The 18,543-nt window shown below is 32.8% G+C and carries 20 protein-coding genes; 17 read left to right on the top strand and 3 right to left on the bottom strand.

Going from position 1 to position 18,543, the window contains the following annotated elements:
* The first annotated feature begins 196 nt into the window (after positions 1-196).
* From IEV10_RS05665 to IEV10_RS05650, 4 genes are read left to right on the top strand one after another with little or no spacing between them, the layout of a single operon-like run.
* Positions 197-1,387, top strand: a complete 1,191-nt coding sequence (locus tag IEV10_RS05665) for a pyridoxal phosphate-dependent aminotransferase (protein WP_188373714.1) — start codon at positions 197-199, stop codon at positions 1,385-1,387.
* Positions 1,388-2,401, top strand: a complete 1,014-nt coding sequence (gene murB, locus IEV10_RS05660; RefSeq protein ID WP_188373713.1) for a UDP-N-acetylmuramate dehydrogenase — start codon at positions 1,388-1,390, stop codon at positions 2,399-2,401.
* 46 nt (positions 2,402-2,447) lie between these two features.
* The gene (locus tag IEV10_RS05655; protein WP_188373712.1) at positions 2,448-2,978 is read left to right on the top strand and encodes an RNA polymerase sigma factor; all 531 of its coding nucleotides are present in this window, start codon (positions 2,448-2,450) and stop codon (positions 2,976-2,978) included.
* Between the two features lie 11 nt (positions 2,979-2,989).
* The gene (locus IEV10_RS05650) at positions 2,990-3,772 is read left to right on the top strand and encodes an anti-sigma factor domain-containing protein (protein WP_188373711.1); all 783 of its coding nucleotides are present in this window, start codon (positions 2,990-2,992) and stop codon (positions 3,770-3,772) included.
* A gap of 74 nt (positions 3,773-3,846) precedes the next feature.
* On the opposite strand, the gene aqpZ is transcribed toward IEV10_RS05650, so the two are convergent.
* Positions 3,847-4,533, bottom strand: coding sequence for an aquaporin Z (aqpZ, locus tag IEV10_RS05645; RefSeq protein WP_188373710.1), 687 nt, complete (start codon positions 4,531-4,533; stop codon positions 3,847-3,849).
* 129 nt (positions 4,534-4,662) lie between these two features.
* Here aqpZ and IEV10_RS05640 point away from each other — a divergent pair, with 129 nt between their 5' ends.
* Genes IEV10_RS05640 through IEV10_RS05610 form a run of 7 tightly spaced genes read left to right on the top strand, consistent with a single transcriptional unit; the run spans position 4,663 to position 11,965 of the window.
* Positions 4,663-4,866, top strand: coding sequence for a membrane or secreted protein (locus tag IEV10_RS05640; RefSeq protein ID WP_188373709.1), 204 nt, complete (start codon positions 4,663-4,665; stop codon positions 4,864-4,866).
* A gap of 8 nt (positions 4,867-4,874) precedes the next feature.
* A complete protein-coding gene (locus tag IEV10_RS05635; RefSeq protein WP_188373708.1) occupies positions 4,875-5,987 on the top strand; it encodes a glycosyltransferase in 1,113 nt (370 codons plus the stop codon).
* On the top strand, positions 5,978-6,532 hold the full coding sequence (locus IEV10_RS05630) for an RNA polymerase sigma factor (protein ID WP_188373707.1): 555 nt from the start codon (positions 5,978-5,980) through the stop codon (positions 6,530-6,532). The genes IEV10_RS05635 and IEV10_RS05630 overlap by 10 nt, the downstream gene beginning before the upstream one ends.
* Complete coding sequence (locus IEV10_RS05625) at positions 6,525-7,766, top strand: NRAMP family divalent metal transporter (RefSeq protein WP_188373706.1); 1,242 nt, start codon at positions 6,525-6,527, stop codon at positions 7,764-7,766. The genes IEV10_RS05630 and IEV10_RS05625 overlap by 8 nt, the downstream gene beginning before the upstream one ends.
* A gap of 51 nt (positions 7,767-7,817) precedes the next feature.
* Positions 7,818-8,690, top strand: a complete 873-nt coding sequence (gene lipA, locus IEV10_RS05620; RefSeq protein ID WP_188373705.1) for a lipoyl synthase — start codon at positions 7,818-7,820, stop codon at positions 8,688-8,690.
* Complete coding sequence (gene gap / locus IEV10_RS05615) at positions 8,690-9,706, top strand: type I glyceraldehyde-3-phosphate dehydrogenase (RefSeq protein WP_188373704.1); 1,017 nt, start codon at positions 8,690-8,692, stop codon at positions 9,704-9,706. The genes lipA and gap overlap by 1 nt, the downstream gene beginning before the upstream one ends.
* 27 nt (positions 9,707-9,733) lie before the next feature.
* A complete protein-coding gene (locus IEV10_RS05610; protein WP_188373703.1) occupies positions 9,734-11,965 on the top strand; it encodes a tetratricopeptide repeat-containing hybrid sensor histidine kinase/response regulator in 2,232 nt (743 codons plus the stop codon).
* Here IEV10_RS05610 and lpxK read toward each other — a convergent pair.
* Positions 11,962-12,960 (bottom strand): tetraacyldisaccharide 4'-kinase, encoded by a 999-nt coding sequence (lpxK, locus tag IEV10_RS05605; RefSeq protein ID WP_188373702.1) that lies wholly within the window; start codon positions 12,958-12,960, stop codon positions 11,962-11,964. The two genes, IEV10_RS05610 and lpxK, sit on opposite strands and share 4 nt — an antisense overlap.
* A gap of 56 nt (positions 12,961-13,016) precedes the next feature.
* Between lpxK and IEV10_RS05600 the strand changes: the two genes are divergently transcribed.
* The 5 genes from IEV10_RS05600 to IEV10_RS05580 all read left to right on the top strand — a co-directional run bounded on the left by IEV10_RS05600 (position 13,017) and on the right by IEV10_RS05580 (position 16,929).
* Complete coding sequence (locus IEV10_RS05600; protein WP_188373701.1) at positions 13,017-14,111, top strand: Nif3-like dinuclear metal center hexameric protein; 1,095 nt, start codon at positions 13,017-13,019, stop codon at positions 14,109-14,111.
* A 2-nt stretch (positions 14,112-14,113) separates the two neighbouring features.
* A complete protein-coding gene (locus IEV10_RS05595) occupies positions 14,114-14,899 on the top strand; it encodes a zinc ribbon domain-containing protein (protein WP_188373700.1) in 786 nt (261 codons plus the stop codon).
* Between the two features lie 126 nt (positions 14,900-15,025).
* Complete coding sequence (gene msrA, locus IEV10_RS05590) at positions 15,026-15,691, top strand: peptide-methionine (S)-S-oxide reductase MsrA (protein WP_188373699.1); 666 nt, start codon at positions 15,026-15,028, stop codon at positions 15,689-15,691.
* 284 nt (positions 15,692-15,975) lie between these two features.
* Positions 15,976-16,521 (top strand): hypothetical protein, encoded by a 546-nt coding sequence (locus tag IEV10_RS05585; RefSeq protein ID WP_188373698.1) that lies wholly within the window; start codon positions 15,976-15,978, stop codon positions 16,519-16,521.
* 36 nt (positions 16,522-16,557) lie between these two features.
* Positions 16,558-16,929: a DUF2200 domain-containing protein gene (locus IEV10_RS05580; RefSeq protein WP_188373697.1), complete on the top strand. Its 372-nt coding sequence runs from the start codon at positions 16,558-16,560 to the stop codon at positions 16,927-16,929.
* Positions 16,930-16,935: 6 nt separating this feature from the next.
* On the opposite strand, the gene IEV10_RS05575 is transcribed toward IEV10_RS05580, so the two are convergent.
* Positions 16,936-17,736: a class I SAM-dependent methyltransferase gene (locus IEV10_RS05575; RefSeq protein ID WP_188373696.1), complete on the bottom strand. Its 801-nt coding sequence runs from the start codon at positions 17,734-17,736 to the stop codon at positions 16,936-16,938.
* Between the two features lie 43 nt (positions 17,737-17,779).
* Between IEV10_RS05575 and IEV10_RS05570 the strand changes: the two genes are divergently transcribed.
* Positions 17,780-18,469 (top strand): hypothetical protein, encoded by a 690-nt coding sequence (locus IEV10_RS05570; protein WP_188373695.1) that lies wholly within the window; start codon positions 17,780-17,782, stop codon positions 18,467-18,469.
* Positions 18,470-18,543 lie beyond the last annotated feature (74 nt).

Here is an 18,543-nt window from a genome sequence, read left to right as displayed (position 1 = left end):
CTTATTTTAGAACTCTTTTCTCTTGAAAAATTATAACCCGTTTGACTATGTAAATGTGAACAAGAAAGAAATATAATTGCTACAATAAAGTACTTTAAAATGTTAGTTGTTAAAATCATTAATTTAAAAATACAATTCTAGAAGCAATAGCTTAATTTTGTATCAAATTTTTAAACAAACTTTAAGATTTTGTGTTATGCCAAAGATTTCAGAAAAAGGTCATAAAATGCCATCATCTCCAATAAGAAAACTTGTACCTTATGCAGAACAAGCTGTTAAAGATGGAAAAAAAGTCTATTATCTTAATATAGGTCAACCAGATATAAAAACGCCTCAAGTCGCATTAGATGCTATAAAAAATACGACACTAGATATCTTAGCCTATTCGCGCTCTGAAGGTTCGGAAAATTATAGAAAGAAAATTGCCAAGTATTACTCAAAAAATGACATCTCAGTAAAACACGATGATATTATTGTGACTACTGGTGGTAGCGAAGCACTTTTATTTGCTTTTGGTAGCATTATGGATAAAGGTGACGAAATTATTATTCCAGAACCATTTTATGCCAACTACAATGGCTTTTCGACAGCATCTGGTGTTAATGTAGTTCCTGTAATTTCTAAGATTGAAGATAATTTTGCATTACCTTCAATTGAAGATTTTGAAAAACTTATAACATCGAAAACAAAAGCCATTCTTATTTGCAACCCAGGAAACCCCACTGGTTATTTGTATTCAAAAGAAGAAATAAAGAAGTTAGCGACCATAGTTAAAAAGCATGATCTTTTCTTAATTGCTGATGAGGTTTATCGCGAGTTTGTTTACGATGGTATTAATCACTACTCTATTTTACAAGAAAATGGCTTAGAAAATCACGCCATTGTTATAGATTCAGTATCAAAACGCTACAGTATGTGTGGTGCGCGTATAGGTTACTTAGTTTCAAAGAATAAGGAACTCATACAAACTGCGCTAAAATATGCACAAGCAAGATTAAGCCCACCCACTTTAGCGCAAATTGCAAGTGAAGCTGCACTTGATACTCCAAACTCTTACTTTACAGAAGTTATTAACGAGTATGTTGGTAGAAGAGACACTTTAATCTCTGAATTAAAGAAAATAAATGGTGTTAAAGTAGCAAAACCAAATGGCGCATTTTATTGTATTGCAGAACTTCCTGTTAAAAATTCGGACAAATTTGCACAATGGCTTCTAGAGCAATTTTCTTTTGAAAATGAGACAGTTATGGTGGCTCCAGCTGCTGGTTTTTATTCTTCTCCAAATGTTGGTCTAAACCAAATACGAATTGCGTACGTACTTAAAGAAGAAAGTCTAATAAAAGCCGTTAAAATTATAGGAGAAGCTTTAAAAGTCTACAAAGATTAAATGAACATACAGGAAAATGTATCCTTAAAAACTTTCAACTCCTTTGGTATTGATGCCAAAGCTAACCAGTATGTCAATATCCAAAGTGTAGAAAACTTACAAGACGTTTTAAAAACTGAAGTTACAAAATCAATTTTTGTTCTTGGAGGTGGCAGTAATATGTTACTTACTAAAGATATTGAAGCATTAGTACTTCATCTTAACCTTAGAGGCATAGCAATAATTGAAGAAACTGAAGACTACACTATTGTAGAAGCCCAAGCTGGCGAAAACTGGCATGAGTTCGTCTTGTGGTGCTTAGACAATAATCTTGGTGGCATAGAAAATCTTTCGCTTATACCTGGAAACATTGGCGCAGCACCAATTCAAAACATAGGTGCTTATGGTGTAGAGCTAAAAGACGTTTTTCACTCATGCGAAGCTATTCACATTTCGACGCAACAGACAAAAACTTTCACTAATCAAGATTGTAATTTTGGCTATAGAGAGTCTGTTTTTAAACAAGAGTTAAAAGGACAATACATTATAACAAGTGTAAAACTTAAACTTTCAAGACGTAATCATAAATTAAATATTGGCTATGGTGCCATTACATCTGAACTAGATAATTTAGGGATAACGAATCCTAATATAAAGGACATATCGAAAGCAGTTATAAATATTAGACAGAGTAAACTGCCAGATCCAAAAGAGATAGGAAATAGTGGAAGCTTCTTTAAAAACCCTGTGATTTCTAAAAATGAATTTAAAAAACTTCAAAAAGGTTTTCCAAATGCACCGCATTATGTCATATCAGAATCAGAAATTAAAGTCCCAGCTGGCTGGTTAATCGAAACAGCAGGTTTTAAAGGAAAACGTTTTGGGGATTATGGTGTGCATAATAAGCAGGCCTTAGTTCTCGTTAATTACGAAAACGCGTTAGGTAAAGATATTTATGCTCTAGCAAAGCTTATACAGCAAACTGTATTTCGATTATTTAATATAAAAATAGAAACTGAAGTAAATATTATTTAATTTTAAAAGTGTAGCAGCCCTATCGCACTAAACTAAATTAATAACATTGAGTAATAACATAGAACAACGTATCATACAACTCTTAAAGCGTAATGACCAATATGCGCTTAACTTGTTATACGAAAACTATTCGGATAGTTTGTATGGTGCAATACTCAAGGTGACAAAAAATGAAGAGATTGCAGAAGATGCGCTTCAAGAAACTTTTATTAAAGTTTGGAAAAACGCTCAAAAATACGACTCAACTAAAGCAAAACTATTCACTTGGCTCTTTAGGATTGCTCGAAATACAGCTATAGATAAACTAAGAAGTTTTAACAACAGATTTCATAAAGAAGTCCAAATAGATAAATCAAACGTATATATACTCCCAGGCTCAAAGCTTAATCAAGATGTTATAGATATTAGAGAGCATGTAGCTGGGTTAGAAAAAAAATATCAAATTGTATTAAAAGCCTTATTTTTCGAAGGCATGACACAACAAGAAGCAAGTGATGAGCTGGATATTCCACTTGGCACTATAAAATCTAGACTAAAAATAGGATTAAGAGAACTAAAAAAGGTTTACGATTTTTAAAATAAAAATTTATGGAAGAAAAACTACATTCTTTTCTACAATCAGGCTTACTAGAGCGTTACTTAGTAGGTGATACTTCCATTGCAGAAAATCTGGAAGTCGAACACTTAATAGACAATCACTCTGAAATAGCTGAAGCTTTTGAAAAACTTCAAGAAAATTTAGAGATAGTAGCTAAAGCTAATGCTGTTGAAGCACCTCTTGGTGTTTTAAATAAAATTTTAGAATCCACTAAAGAGGCTCCAAAAGTAGTAGAAATGCCAAGACAAAAAACACCTTGGTATAGTATTGCAGCCAGTATAGCTGCCTTTGCATTTGCGACATGGAGTTTCGTCTTATACCAAAAAAATCAAGCTTTAAATAACGAAAATAATATCGTTGTTGACGAAATTTTTGATTTAAGAGGTGATATTGACAAAAACAATTCCAAGTTAGATGCATTAGCACTTCAGCTTGAAAAGTTGAATAATCCTGATTCTAAAAAATATGTGCTAAGAGGTAATGAACGAGCTAAAGATTTAGAAACTGTAGCTTACATCAACCCTGTAGATAGAACATCTATGATTGACGTGGTATCACTCCCAAAGTTATCAGAAGACCAGTATTATCAATTAAGAGTTGAGTTAGAAGACAAAATGGTAAGTCTTGGTGCATTAGAAGATTATCAACGCACACTCAAACCCATACCATATATGGAAAATGCTTTAGCATTAAGTATAACTATAGAAAACAGAAACGGAGACATCTCTTCTGAAGAGCAAGAAGTTGCCGAAATTTCTCTAAAAGATAAATAAATAGATTAATAACTGAAAAAAGCCCACTTTACAACTAAGTATTGTGGGCTTTTTGTTTTTTATAATATAAAGATTCATTCTTTATCAAAGAATGCTTTGTGGATAACACCAGCAACAATAGCTCCAGCTATAGGCGCCAACCAGAACAACCATAATTGACCAGTGTAATCTCCTCCAGCAAATAAAGCCTGACTTGTAGAACGTGCAGGATTAACAGAAGTATTTGTAATAGGTATACTAACTAAATGAATTAACGTTAAACCCAATCCAATGGCAATTGGTGCAAAACCCTTAGGAGCTCTTGGATTTGTACTCCCAAGAATTATTAATAAAAAAAACAAGGTTAAAACAAACTCGGCAATTAGAGCAGATTGCATACTATATCCATCTGGAGACAAATCTCCATAGCCATTAGATGCAAAGCCACCAACATCGGTAAATCCAGCTTTACCACTAATAATTAGATAAAGTACACCAGCAGCCGCAATGGCACCAATGAGCTGAGCTACAATATAACCTGGTAGTGATTTGCCTTCAAATTTTCCTCCAGCCCATAAACCTAATGACACTGCTGGATTAAAATGCCCTCCAGAAATATGACCTACAGCATAAGCCATGGTTAAAACCGTGAGACCAAAAGCTAATGATACACCTACAAATCCAATACCCAACTCCGGAAATGCTGCAGCAAAAATCGCGCTACCACAACCTCCAAATACAAGCCAAAATGTTCCAAAAAACTCTGCAAATAATTTTTTCATAATTAAAATGTGTTAGTTAGTAATAATTATTAAGAGACCTAAGTCAACTAAAAGTCACTTAAATTTAGATATAACTTATAGTTTAAAAAGGTTTATCTTTGCTTAAATTTAATAAATATTCATTCATCAATGAAGCTACTAATCATAACATTAGGTCTTTTACTATTAGCTGTAGCTGGTATAGCTATAAAAATATGGGCAAAAAAAGATGGCGAATTTGCTGGCACTTGCGCTAGTCAAAATCCGATGCTAAACCGAGAAGGCGAAGCTTGTGGTTTCTGTGGCAAAACCCCTGATCAGTTCGACTCTTGTTCTGAACCTCAACACTCATAGACATCTAAATGAGCGTACTCCAAGTACTATTTTATTTTTTTATAGTTATAACTATAATCCAATACATTTATTACATCTGCTTTCTAAATTTTTTCTCATTACTTAAGTCTACAAAAGAGCAACAAAAAAACATCCCTATATCTGTAATAATTTGCTCAAAAAACGAAGCTGAAAATCTAAAACAGAATTTACCGAAGATAATTAATCAAAATTATGACAACTTTGAAATTGTTCTGATTAATGACAATTCTTGGGACAACACCTTAGATGTCATTGAAGAATTTGCAGCAAAGTATCAAAATATTACAGTGGTAGATGTTAAACCAATTGAACAGTTTTGGGGAAATAAAAAGTATGCCCTGACACTTGGTATAAAGGCATCTAAATATGAGTTTTTATTATTTACAGATGCGGACTGCGCTCCTGCTTCTGACCAATGGCTTAAAGAAATGAGTAGTCATTTCAGTAATGAGAAATCGATTATTTTAGGATATGGTGCCTATACCAAAATCAAGCATTCTTTATTAAATGCATTGATACGATTTGAAACTTTAATGACGGCCATGCAATATTTCTCATATGCAAAAATGGGTATTCCTTATATGGGTGTGGGTCGTAATTTAGCCTACAGAAAGGAGCTCTTTTTTAACAATTCTGGATTTATGAAACATATGGAAGTTAAGTCTGGTGATGATGATTTATTTGTAAATGCTATCGCAAACAACCACAATACTGCTATTTGTATTTCTGAAGAAAGCTTTACTATTTCTGAGCCCAAAAAGACATTTAAAGATTGGGTTATACAAAAACGTCGACATATAAGCACTGCTAAACATTATAAGCCATTGCACAAATTTCTACTTGGCCTGTACTTCTTCAGCCAATTTACATTTTGGATTTTAGTTACAATTCTGTTATTATTTTTATATCAATGGAAAATTGTTTTAGTCCTATTAGGTTTAAGAATTTTAATTCAATTTCTATCTATCGGTCTTGCTGCAAAAAAGCTAAAATCTTCAGACTTAATTATATTTATTCCTTTTTTAGAAGTTTTTTTAATTGTTTTTCAATTAGCTATCTTTAGTGCTAATCTTATCTCAAAACCAAAACATTGGAAGTAAAAAAAGCTATAGAACTCGCTAAGCAAAATGACCAAGCTGCTTTCAATTATTTATTAGATAGGTATTGGAACGATATATATGGCTTTCAGATTAAACGAACAGAGAACGAAAATGATGCTGAAGATATTACGATACAAACATTCTCAAAAGCTTTCGATAAAATAGACAACTATAATGATAAATATGTTTTTAAGACTTGGCTAATTACCATTTCAAAAAACATACATATAGATTTAGTAAGAAAACACAAGTCCTCAATAAACAGTAGGATAAATGAAAGTAATGATGATATTGTTTATGGCATTCCTGATGAGTCACCTACTCCTGAAGACAAGATTATTAGAGAACAAAATTTAGCCAAACTTTTAAAAGATATAAAAAAACTAAAACCTCATTACCAAGAGGTCATTAATCTTAGATATTTTCAAGAGTTGAGCTATAAAGATATTTCCAAAGAACTAGAAGAGCCCATTAATAATGTAAAAGTAAAGCTCTTAAGGGCTAAAAAACTTCTAGCTCAAATTATTACCAAACCAAATGCTTAACACATTAAAGAAATTAGGTCCAGGATTATTATTTGCTGGAGCTGCTATTGGAGTCTCTCATTTGGTGCAATCTACAAGGGCTGGCGCAAATTTTGGTTTCGGACTACTTTGGGCTTTATTACTAGTTAATATATTCAAATATCCTTTTTTTCAATACGGCCCTAGATATGCAATGGCTACAGGCGAAAGCTTAATAGATGGTTACAAAAGATTAGGAAAAGGAGTATTAGCCGCCTATTTTTTACTCACTTTTGCTACAATGTTTACCATACAAACCGCAGTTACAATTGTTACCGCTAGTTTAGCATCATATGTTATATTTGAATTTAATCCTCTTGTCATCGGTAATTTATCTATTAATAGTGTGCAAATATGGACTGTAATTTTATTAGGGATTTGTGCTGCAATTCTTGTTCTAGGACGTTACAAACTATTAGATATACTAATGAAAGTAATTGTTTTAACTCTAACAGTTACTACAATCATTGCTGTTATGGCTTCAGGATTAAACTCAGAGAGTACTATAAATTTAAGTCAAATATTTCCAGAAAAATCAAGCTGGGTATTTTTGATTGCTTTTATGGGTTGGATGCCAGCTCCTCTAGATATTTCTATTTGGCATTCATTATGGTCCATTGAAAAACATAAAGACAATAAAGCATTTAATACTAATACTGCTCTTTTCGACTTTAATATTGGTTATATAACCACTATAATATTAGGGCTTGGATTTTTAACACTTGGCGCGTTGGTATTTTATAATACTGGCGAAACTTTAAGCACATCTGCTTCAGGGTTCTCATCTCAACTTATACAAATGTATACTGACAGCCTAGGTAATTGGACATATGCAATAATTGGTTTAGCAGCTTTTACTACAATGTTCAGCACAACTCTAACAACATTTGATGCATCTCCTAGAGTCATGGAGCGCACAACTTCAATTTTATCAAATTCAAGATTACCAAAGAGTTACAATATTTGGCTATCTATTCTCTTTATAGGGACATTAATCATATTCTTTTTTTTAAGTGCAGAGCTAGGCACACTAGTGAAAACGGCAACTGTTCTTTCTTTTTTAACTGCTCCTTTTTATGCTATAGTTAACTATAAGCTTATGAGTTCTAAACATGTCCCAAAACACTGGCATCCAAAGACAAGTATGCATATTCTAAGTTGGCTGGGCATTATATTTCTTATCGGATTTGGTGTATGGTATCTAACTATACTCTAAAGTTTTTAATTTTTTACTTTGTATCTTTGCTGGGTCGAAAAAGAAATTTGAATGGAGACCAAAACAGCATCAAATATACTTCCTGAACGTAAACCGAAATGGTTACGTGTTAAACTACCTACAGGAAAAAAATATACCGAATTACGTAGCCTTGTCGACAAATACAAGTTGAATACAATTTGTACTTCTGGCAGTTGCCCTAATATGGGTGAATGTTGGGGAGAAGGCACAGCTACATTTATGATTTTAGGTAATGTTTGTACGCGCTCTTGCGGGTTTTGCGGTGTTAAAACTGGTAGACCAGAAGATGTCGATTGGGATGAACCAGAAAAAGTAGCGCGTTCCATAAAGTTAATGGGAATTAAACATGCTGTTTTAACTAGCGTAGACCGTGACGATTTAAAAGATATGGGAAGCATTATGTGGGCAGAGACAGTAAAAGCCGTCAGGAGAATGAACCCTGAAACCACTTTAGAAACTCTAATTCCCGATTTTCAAGGTGTAGAAAGACACATAGATCGCATTATTGATGTAGCTCCAGAAGTCGTCTCTCATAATATTGAAACTGTAAGACGCTTAACTAGAGAGGTTAGAATCCAAGCCAAATATGATCGTAGTATGGGTGTTCTCAAATATTTAAAACAACAAGGGCAACGTAGAACAAAATCAGGGATAATGTTAGGACTTGGTGAAGCTCGTGAAGAAGTTATACAAACACTTCATGACTTACGAGAGAACGATGTAGATGTTGTCACCATAGGACAATATTTACAACCCAGTAAAAAACATCTTCCTGTTCAGCGATTTGTAAACCCAGATGAGTTTGAAGACTATAAAACTATTGGCTTAGAACTAGGTTTTAGACATGTAGAAAGTAGTGCTTTGGTGCGCTCCTCTTACAAAGCTCAAAAGCATATTAATTAATGATTAGAGTTGCAATAAATGGTTTTGGTAGAATTGGAAGACGATTCTTTAGGCTTTCGCTAAATAATCCAAATATAAAAATAGTAGCTATTAATGATTTAGCAGATAGTAAAACCCTAAGCCATTTGCTTAAGTATGATAGTATACATGGTGTTTTAAATAAAAACATTGACCATTCTAAAAATGAAATTAGTGTAGATGGTGAAAAAATTCCTTTACTAAATCAAAATGATATCTCTAAAATCAATTGGCATGATTACCAACCAGATTTTGTTATCGAGGCTACTGGAAAATTTAAAACTGAAGCCCAATTAAAAAATCATATTAGCAATGGTGCAAAGCGCGTTATATTATCTGTACCACCATCAGATGATTCTATAAAAACAGTTGTTTTAGGTGTAAACGATAACATCTTAGATGGTAGTGAAACAATAATCTCTAATGCATCTTGTACAACAAATAACGCCGCGCCAATGATGGCCTTAATGCATGGAAACTTTGGTGTAAAACAGGCTTACATTACTACAATACACTCTTATACAACCGATCAAAGTTTACACGATCAGCCGCATAGAGATTTGCGTAGAGCAAGAGCTGCAGGACAATCTATAGTCCCTACAACTACTGGAGCAGCAAAAGCACTAACTAAAATATTTCCTGATTTAGAGGATGTAATCGGAGGTTGTGGCATTAGAGTCCCTGTACCAAATGGCTCTTTGACCGATATTACTTTTAATGTTGAAGGTGAAGTGACTATTGCTCATGTTAACGACCTATTTAAAAAAGCTTCGCAAACACATTTAAAAGGCATACTTCAATATACGGAAGACCCTATTGTCTCTATTGATATTAATGGAAACACCCACTCATGCATATTTGATTCGCAAATGACTTCAGTTATTGGAAACATGGTTAAAATTATTGGCTGGTACGATAATGAAACTGGCTACAGTTCACGTTTAATTGAACTTATATGTAATTTATCGGAAAAAAATACACTTTTATCGAATAAATAATTATATTTGTTTGTTAAATATGTTGTAATGTCCCAAACTAAACTTTACATATTCTTATTTTTTATAGTATTTGGCGTAACCAACCAAGCGCAAACTACTGACGAACTAGACATTGGAGAACTTGAAATCTCTCTTCAACAACAGCTTGATCAGGCAAAATTACTTACTACTCGCGGAGACTACTATAATGCTAAAGATAATCTAGAAAAAGCACTGGATATTTCCATAAAAATTAATGATCGAAAAAGTGAGGGTGTTATCCATACAAAAATTGCTAAACTTCAATACTTAATTGAAGAACCTGAACAGGCTATTTCATCATTAACAAAAGCCATAAATATTCAGAGAACTATTAATGATAAAACAAATCTTGGTCTTACGTATAATATTCGAGGCGTAATACATAGCAATCTTAAACAATATAAAACTGCACTTGAATATTATTCTAATGCATTAAATAGTTTTGAAGACGAAAGCTCCGAAAAATATGAAGCTGAAGTCAACTTAAATGAAGCTAGAGTATACAATAAACTCGGGCAACCTGAAAAAGCTCACGAAAAGCTTGAGCGTGCAATAATTATTGCAAATAAGTATGAACTAAATCGAGTACTTAGTAGTAGTTATATATTAAATGCTAATGTATACCAAAGTAAAGAAGAGTATAATTTGGCCCTTGATCAAGCACAAACAGGTTTAGATATAGCTCAAGAAAATAACTCTACAGAAAACTTGAACAATGCTTATCTAACCCTAAGTAAAATATACCAGAGCAAAAAGCAATATAAATCAGCCAATCTATATCTAAATAAGCATATACAATTATCAGATTCTCTGTTAAACATTCAAAGAGAAAACTTGTCTACTGAAAAAAGCACTCAACATATAGTTGATTACCAAAATGCCGAAAACCAACAATTAAAAGACCAAATTACCGAAGCCGATGTTGGGAGTAATCTTGCAAGAATAACGACCATATTAAGTATCTCTTTAATAACAATTCTGTCTTTATTAACGCTTTCTCTATACAAGAACAACAATATTAGACTGCGTACAAACAACATGCTTCAAATAAAAAATGATGAGCTTATTGTCGCAAAAGAAAAAGCAGAATTAGCATCGAAAACTAAAGCAAATTTCTTGTCTACTGTAACTCATGAATTAAGAACACCTTTATACGCGGTAACTGGATTAACTAATTTATTACTAGATGAGGAACCAAAGGAAAAACAAATTCCGCACTTAAAATCTCTTAAATTCTCAGGTGATTACCTACTTACTTTTATAAATGATATCCTTCAGATTAATAAGATTGAAGCCAATAAAGTAGAACTAGATCCAGAAGACTTTAATCTAAAAACAAAGATAGAAAACGTTATAGCTGCCCTTAATAATTCAGCAAAAGACAACAATACTAAAATACATTTTGATTACGAAGAAAACCTTCCTGAAACGTATATTGGTGATCAACTTAAAATCTCTCAAATCTTAATCAACTTGCTAGGAAACGCCATAAAGTTCACTAAGGATGGTGATATTTGGGTTAGAGTTAAAAAAGCAGAAGTTAAGAAAAATCTATATCAGATTAATTTTGAAATCCAGGATAATGGTATTGGTATCTCAAAAGAAAAGCAAGAGCAAATGTTCGAGAGTTTCTCTCAAGGATCAATTCAGATTAACAGAAAATATGGTGGCACAGGTTTAGGACTCTCTATTGTAAAAGGTCTTATAAAAATCTTAGAAGGTAAAATATACCTTAAGAGTCAATTAGGCAAAGGCACAAGTTTCTTTTTTGAGCTGCCTCTAAAACATGTTGAGCCAAAGAAAAAAGCAATTGTTAAAGAAAGTAAGCATATAGAAAATATTAAAGCATTGGATTTAGAGAACATTAAAATTCTAGTGGTTGAAGACAATAAAATCAACCAAATGATTACCAAAAAAATCTTAACCAAAATGGGACTTGGTTGTGATATCGTAGATAATGGAGAAGAGGCCGTAAATATGGTTAAAAACACCGAATACAATGTTGTGCTAATGGATATTCATATGCCGGGTATTAGTGGGCTAGAAGCTACAAGACGCATACGCGTTTTTAATAAAGAACTTACCATTTTTGCATTAACTGCAGTAACTCTAGAAGATAAAATGCATGAGTTTGATGAAGCCGGTTTTGATGATATTATTTCTAAACCGTTTAAACAGGAAACGTTTGAAAAGAAACTATATACAGCGCTTTCTGGAAAATCTGAAGCAACAGCCTAAACAACAAATTCCTGAATTAACGTATTAAATTCTATTGGCTTATCCAAGACTATTTCTATTGGCAAATAGAATAATTTAGAACCTAAGCTTTCTACATCTAACAATCGCATATAATCTTTTTCGGTTGTTAAAATCAAATCTTTTTGTTCTAACAACTCAATATCCTTTATTGTAAAATTATAATGATCACCATATTCTAGATGTTCAAAATCTAAAGCTTTCGATTTTAAAAATTCAACCAATGGTTGCGCATTAGCAATACCTGTTACTAGGGTAAAAGAAGATAAATCCTGTAATACTTTCTCTGAGGATTCTGACATCACTTTTTCGCTGTACTTTATACAACTAAAAAATACATTCTGATAATGCTTTGGAGCTATCTGTTTTACAATTGCTGCCTTTTTTTCTTCAGGCAAATTATCAGGACACTTTGTAACTACAATAATATCTGCACGCTTTGCTCCTAACTTTGGCTCTCTTAAATTTCCAGTAGGCAAAACAATGTCCTTAGTATATAACTTATTGTAAGAGGTCAATAAAATATTGAATCCAGCATTTACTTTTCTATGTTGATATGCATCATCTAAAAGTATAATTTCTGGCTTTGGATTTAAATTTCGTAATTCACCTATACCATGCTGTCTGTCTTCATCGACAGCTACATAGATGCTGTTGTATTTTTTGTAAAACTGAAACGGCTCATCTCCAATAGTATCCACATTTGCATCTTGATCTGCTAATAAAAATCCATTAGTCACACGCTTATAGCCACGACTAAGCGTAGCGACTTTATTTTTTTTTGACAACAATCTTATCAGATATTCAATCATTGGTGTTTTTCCGGTACCACCAGTACTTAGGTTACCCACACAAATCACAGGAAAATCGTAAGACTTTGAAGATTTAAACCCAGAATCATAGAGATTATTTCTTAGCCAAGTCACTAAAAAGTAAATGGGTACAATCGGAAATAATAGGATTCTTAGGATTTTCATTAACACGAAAGTAATATATATCTTTAATATTTATATTTACAAAAAACACAAATTCAATGCTTGTACAAGATGTCATTAGCCATTTACACGATTTAGCACCTTTGGCTTATGCTGAAGATTTTGATAATGTTGGACTTTTAGTAGGTGATAAAAATCAATCTGTCACTGGTATTTTGGTCACTTTAGATACGCTCGAAGCGGTTGTGGATGAAGCTATTGAAAAAGAGTGTAACCTTATAGTTAGTTTTCATCCTATTATTTTTAAGGGCTTAAAAAAGCTCACTGGAAAAAGCTATGTAGAACGTGTAGTCATAAAAGCCATACAACATAACATAGCTATTTTTGCTATTCATTCAGCACTAGACAATGCTTTTCAAGGTGTAAATGCTATTATTTGCGACCAACTAAGCCTAAAAAACAAGAAAATTTTAATACCTCGAAAAGGAACAATTAAAAAGCTAACCACTTACGTTCCTAAAGCTAATGCCAATACACTACGACAATCTCTTTTTAATGCTGGCGCAGGAAATATTGGTAATTATGATAATTGCAGTTTTAATACTGAAGGTATTGGCACATTTAAAGGTAATGAAGATTCAAACCCAGTAATTGGTCAGAGTGGACAATTACAAGAAGAGGAAGAAATTCAAGTTAATATTACGTTTCAAAAACATTTAGAATCAAAAATTCTAAAAACACTATTCGAAGCGCACCCTTACGAAGAAGTTGCTTTCGAAATTACCACACTAGATAACACCAACCAACATATTGGTATGGGAATGGTTGGTGAGCTTGATAATGCACAATCCGAAAGTGATTTTCTCAAATTTGTTAAAGGCAAAATGAAGGCTTCGTCTGTAAGACATTCAAAATTCCTAAACAAACCTGTAAAAAAAGTTGCCGTTTTAGGTGGCTCAGGTAGTTTTGCAATAGGTGCTGCAAAAGCGGCTGGTGCTGACGTTTTAATAACGGCAGACCTTAAATATCATGACTTTTTCTCTGCCGAAAATGACATAATCGTTGCAGACATTGGACATTATGAGAGTGAGCAGTTCACAAAAACGTTTTTAGTAGACTATCTCTCAAAAAAAATTACTAATTTTGCAATCATTTTATCAAACACAAATACAAATCCGGTAAAGTATTCATAATTATGGCAAAAAAAGCTGAAGCTACTGTAGAAGAGCGATTAAGAGCATTATATGATTTACAGTTAATTGACTCAAGAGTAGACGAAATTAGAAACATCAGAGGTGAGCTTCCTTTAGAAGTAAGAGATTTAGAAGACGATGTTGCAGGCCTTAATACAAGATTAGAAAAGCTTAACGATAGCCTTAACACTATAGACGAAGAAATAAAGTCTAAGAAAAACCAAATCGAAGAGTCTAAAACACTTATCAAAAAGTACTCTGAGCAACAAAACAATGTTAGAAATAACAGAGAATACAATTCTTTAAGCAAAGAGATTGAATTTCAAGAATTAGAGATTCAATTAGCTGAAAAACATATCAAAGAGTATAAAGTACAGATTGAGCAGAAAAAAGAAGTCATTTCTGATGCTAAAGAAAAATTAAAAGAGCGTTCTGAGCATTTAAAGCACAAAAAAGGAGAGCTTGACGAGATTCTTAAAGAAACAGAAAAAGAAGAGAAAGCACTTATTAGCGAATCTGAAAAATTTCAAAAGAAAATCGAAGAACGCTTAGTTATTGCTTACAAACGTATAAGAAATAATGTAAAGAATGGTTTAGCTGTAGTAGCAATAGAAAGAGGTGCTTCTGGCGGGTCTTTCTTCACAATACCACCACAAGTACAAGTTGAGATTGCTGCACGCAAAAAGGTAATCACTGACGAGCATAGTGGTCGTATATTGGTTGATGCAGCATTAGCCGAAGAAGAAAAAGTAAAAATGGAAAAGTTATTTGCTAAGCTGAGTAAGTAATTTTATACCCAATAGTAATTAAGGCCTCTGAATTTCAGAGGCTTTTTTATTTAATAAAATTTTAAAACAAATAGATATAAGGATATATAACTTTGTACGACTATTGAAAAAGCAAAAAAAATCAAAATGAAAAAATATCTCTCTCTATTAGTAATTGCTGTATTATTTAGTTGTAATAATTCTGCACAAAACATCAATAAAAAACAACAAGCTGTTATTGATGCAGACCCAGTTGTTGTTCCAATAAAGAATGGAAAAGCGCGTGCTTATTTTGCAAGTGGTTGTTTTTGGTGTGTAGAAGCTGTTTATGAAAGTGTAGAAGGTGTTGAAGAATCCATTAGTGGTTACTCTGGCGGTTACACCAAAAATCCAACTTACGAAGCAAGTAACACAGGGAGAACTGGTCATGCTGAGGCTGTAGAAATTATTTACGACCCAAATGTGGTAAGCTTTGCCACTTTAGTTGATGTGTATTTTGCATCACAAAACCCAACACAGGTTAATGGGCAAGGTCCAGATAGAGGTTCTCAATATCGTTCTATAATCTTTTACCAGAATGATGAGCAGAAGAAAATTATAGAAGAAAAAAAAGCGGCTTTGGCCAAAAAACTAGATGCTAAAATCGCCGCAGAAGTCTATCCTTTTCAGAAATTTTGGGTAGCTGAAGATTATCACCAAGATTATGAGAAACTACATCCTAATCAACGTTATATACAAGGGGTATCTATACCAAGACTAAGACGTTTTCAAGCAAAAATGCCCGAAGTCCTGAAAAAAAACGCAAAACATTAAAACATAAACCCGTTAGAGTTTCTAACGGGTTTTTTATTTTTTAGTATTTTGATGTAGATTTAAGAAATATACGTCTATGATTAATTATATATCTATGACACCAATTATATCTGAAAACTAAATCAAATGAAAACAACCAGCTATAAAACAACATTATTGATTTCAGTTTCAACTTTTTCTTATTTTAAAATGGTCCCAAGGAAATGAGAAAATATACATAAATAGAATCTTACGACTGATAATACATAACTACAATTACAAAAATTAAACTAACGAAACTCTAAATGAATGCTATTCAATTAACTAAATATGTTGCAATAATGGTTTTAGCAACTTTCCTTACCTTTTTTTTTCATGAGATGAGTCATTGGATAGCCTATGAACTATTAGGATATGATGCTGGGTTTACACTCAATGGCGCTTCATTAAAAGACGCAACAATTAAACTCCCTAAAGCACACCGAATAATCACAAGTATATCTGCGCCAATATTTACTATAATTCAAGCAATTGTGTTTTATTTCATTTTAAAAAAACGCAAAAATATAATGTTATACCCTTTCTTATTCTTGCCTTTTATTATGAGATTGGGAGCTTCATGGGCAAATCAATTTAAACCAAATGACGAAGGGAGAGTAAGCTTAGATTTGGGGCTAAATCTTTATACTATTTCTATAATTGTAGTTGCTTTTCTATTCTATTTGATATTTAAAATATCTAAAAAGAATAAATATTCATTAGGATTTAATATAATGACATTTATAATTTCTGGACTACTCCTTTTTGGTCTTGTGTATCTAGATTCAAAATATAAAATTAGGTTTGTATAAAGATATATTGAGAATAACCATCAAAATCATGCAAAAATGAAAGTCACAGCCAAAAAAAATGAACAAGTCGCTAATATGGTATTTGCATCCATTTATCCGCTTTACTTAAATAGGTTGATAAAGAATGGCAGAACAAAAGAAGAACTGAATCAAGTCATAGAATGGTTTACGGGTTATGACGACAAAAAACTACAACAACTCATTGACGATAAAGTCACTTTCGGAACATTTTTTAAAGATGCCAAAATACATCCTAACGAGCACCTTATTAAAGGCGTGGTCTGTGGTTACAGAATTGAAGAAATAGAAGACGAGTTCAAATTATATAAACAATGCAGGCAAATGGAAAAGCTGATTGATGAATTGGCTAAAGGTCGCAAAATGGAAAAGATATTACGACAAGGGTAAATAAATCTAAATCTTTCTCGCCTTAATCTCAAAAAGCATAGGAAACAACTGATTTTTCATTTTATAAAGTCCATCTTCGGTTTTAATTAAATCTGGAAATACATCATAAGGACTTTCGTCATGTTCATTGAGATAGTCTATTTGCAAACCGGCTTCTGTAAGCGCATTAACCACTTTGCCTAAACCGTGATTCCAACCATATTCTTTACTTACCATTTTTGAAGATTGGTCTGCGTAAGTGCCTTCATATTCTTCATAAATCACTTCGTCTTGACTGTAATGGTATTTCATTTCGGGCTTGCCTTCGTTGTAATCAAACATCCATAAAATAGGGTGAAACTCAACAATATAAAAAACACCTCCAGGCTTTAAACGCTCTGCTATCATCTTGGCCCAAGGTTTCAAATCTGGTAACCAACCAATAGTACCATAACTCGTAAAAACAATATCAAAAGTTTCTGAAATATATTTTGAAGTATCTAAAACATTACAACACACAAACTCTGCATCAAGACCCAATTCTGTATTTAGCTTCTTAGCCAAATTAATAGCTTCATCACTTAAGTCTACAGCTGTGCATTTGGCTCCCATCCTACTCCAACTTAAAGTATCTTGTCCAAAATGACATTGCAAATGCAACAAAGATTTACCTTCAACATTACCCAATGCCTCTAATTCGTATGGCATTAACGAGGTCTTCCCAAGTTTAAAACCTTCCATATCATACATCTCACTCTGCGCATGTATCGCTACTTTTTTATTCCAAGTGGCTTTATTGGTTTCAAAATAATTAGTATTCTCGTCCATGGTTGTGTAATTTTACATCTAAATTAATTTATCATTTTTTAATATGAAACCTTTATATACCATTCTATTCGTTTTCATTTTTATGTTAAGTTGTAAATCCGATAAATCGGAAACTCCAACCAAAGATAAAAAGGAATTGACCATTGCAGAAAAAATTGCCAATGCTCACGGTTTTGAAAACTGGAAAAACGTTACCGAAGTACAATTTACATTTGCGGTTGACAGAGATACCATAAAAGGAAGTGGCCGCTCATGGTCATGGCTACCAAAAAAAGATAGTGTCTATGCTTTTGATGGAAACGATACTCTAAAATACAGCAGAAAGAATATTAACTCTACAAGTATTACTCCAGATCGCGCATTTATTAATGACAAATATTGGCTATTAGTACCATTTCAATTGATTTGGGATACTACAGCTACAATTTCTGAACCTGTAAAAGCTACAGCTCCTATTAGTAAAACCGACATGGATATGATTACTATTTTATATCCTAGCGAAGGTGGTTATACACCTGGTGATGCCTATGACATTTATTATGATAAACATTATATGATTAAGGAATGGTCATTTAGAAAAGGTAACTCCGAAGAGCCTCAATTATCTAACACTTTTGAAAATTATAGAGATTATAACGGTATCAAAATTGCAATTGACCACAAGAAAGACAATGGTAAATGGAACCTTAATTTTACAGACGTAAAAGTAAAAACCGAGATTAAGGTTTTCTAAAGTATAATGTAAGGTTCGCGCTTAGGTTTCGACTTAAATCGTATATCTTATGTTTTCCGCCTTTGGGCGTCTAT

The organism is Winogradskyella haliclonae, from assembly GCF_014635865.1.
GTDB classification, from domain to species: Bacteria; Bacteroidota; Bacteroidia; order Flavobacteriales; family Flavobacteriaceae; genus Winogradskyella; species Winogradskyella haliclonae.
This window is presented reverse-complemented; position numbering and strand designations above follow the sequence as displayed.

What these genes read in the sequence shown, in the direction of transcription:
- IEV10_RS05610 (WP_188373703.1), top strand. Translation starts at nt 9,734, where the DNA reads ATGTCCCAAACTAAACTTTACATATTCTTATTTTTTATAGTATTTGGC.
- IEV10_RS05625 (WP_188373706.1), top strand. Translation starts at nt 6,525, where the DNA reads ATGCTTAACACATTAAAGAAATTAGGTCCAGGATTATTATTTGCTGGA.
- murB (WP_188373713.1), top strand. Translation starts at nt 1,388, where the DNA reads ATGAACATACAGGAAAATGTATCCTTAAAAACTTTCAACTCCTTTGGT.
- IEV10_RS05640 (WP_188373709.1), top strand. Translation starts at nt 4,663, where the DNA reads ATGAAGCTACTAATCATAACATTAGGTCTTTTACTATTAGCTGTAGCT.
- msrA (WP_188373699.1), top strand. Translation starts at nt 15,026, where the DNA reads ATGAAAAAATATCTCTCTCTATTAGTAATTGCTGTATTATTTAGTTGT.
- IEV10_RS05570 (WP_188373695.1), top strand. Translation starts at nt 17,780, where the DNA reads ATGAAACCTTTATATACCATTCTATTCGTTTTCATTTTTATGTTAAGT.
- IEV10_RS05665 (WP_188373714.1), top strand. Translation starts at nt 197, where the DNA reads ATGCCAAAGATTTCAGAAAAAGGTCATAAAATGCCATCATCTCCAATA.
- IEV10_RS05585 (WP_188373698.1), top strand. Translation starts at nt 15,976, where the DNA reads ATGAATGCTATTCAATTAACTAAATATGTTGCAATAATGGTTTTAGCA.
- IEV10_RS05580 (WP_188373697.1), top strand. Translation starts at nt 16,558, where the DNA reads ATGAAAGTCACAGCCAAAAAAAATGAACAAGTCGCTAATATGGTATTT.
- gap (WP_188373704.1), top strand. Translation starts at nt 8,690, where the DNA reads ATGATTAGAGTTGCAATAAATGGTTTTGGTAGAATTGGAAGACGATTC.
- lipA (WP_188373705.1), top strand. Translation starts at nt 7,818, where the DNA reads ATGGAGACCAAAACAGCATCAAATATACTTCCTGAACGTAAACCGAAA.
- IEV10_RS05575 (WP_188373696.1), bottom strand. Translation starts at nt 17,736, where the DNA reads ATGGACGAGAATACTAATTATTTTGAAACCAATAAAGCCACTTGGAAT.
- IEV10_RS05650 (WP_188373711.1), top strand. Translation starts at nt 2,990, where the DNA reads ATGGAAGAAAAACTACATTCTTTTCTACAATCAGGCTTACTAGAGCGT.
- lpxK (WP_188373702.1), bottom strand. Translation starts at nt 12,960, where the DNA reads ATGAAAATCCTAAGAATCCTATTATTTCCGATTGTACCCATTTACTTT.
- IEV10_RS05595 (WP_188373700.1), top strand. Translation starts at nt 14,114, where the DNA reads ATGGCAAAAAAAGCTGAAGCTACTGTAGAAGAGCGATTAAGAGCATTA.
- IEV10_RS05635 (WP_188373708.1), top strand. Translation starts at nt 4,875, where the DNA reads ATGAGCGTACTCCAAGTACTATTTTATTTTTTTATAGTTATAACTATA.
- IEV10_RS05600 (WP_188373701.1), top strand. Translation starts at nt 13,017, where the DNA reads ATGCTTGTACAAGATGTCATTAGCCATTTACACGATTTAGCACCTTTG.
- aqpZ (WP_188373710.1), bottom strand. Translation starts at nt 4,533, where the DNA reads ATGAAAAAATTATTTGCAGAGTTTTTTGGAACATTTTGGCTTGTATTT.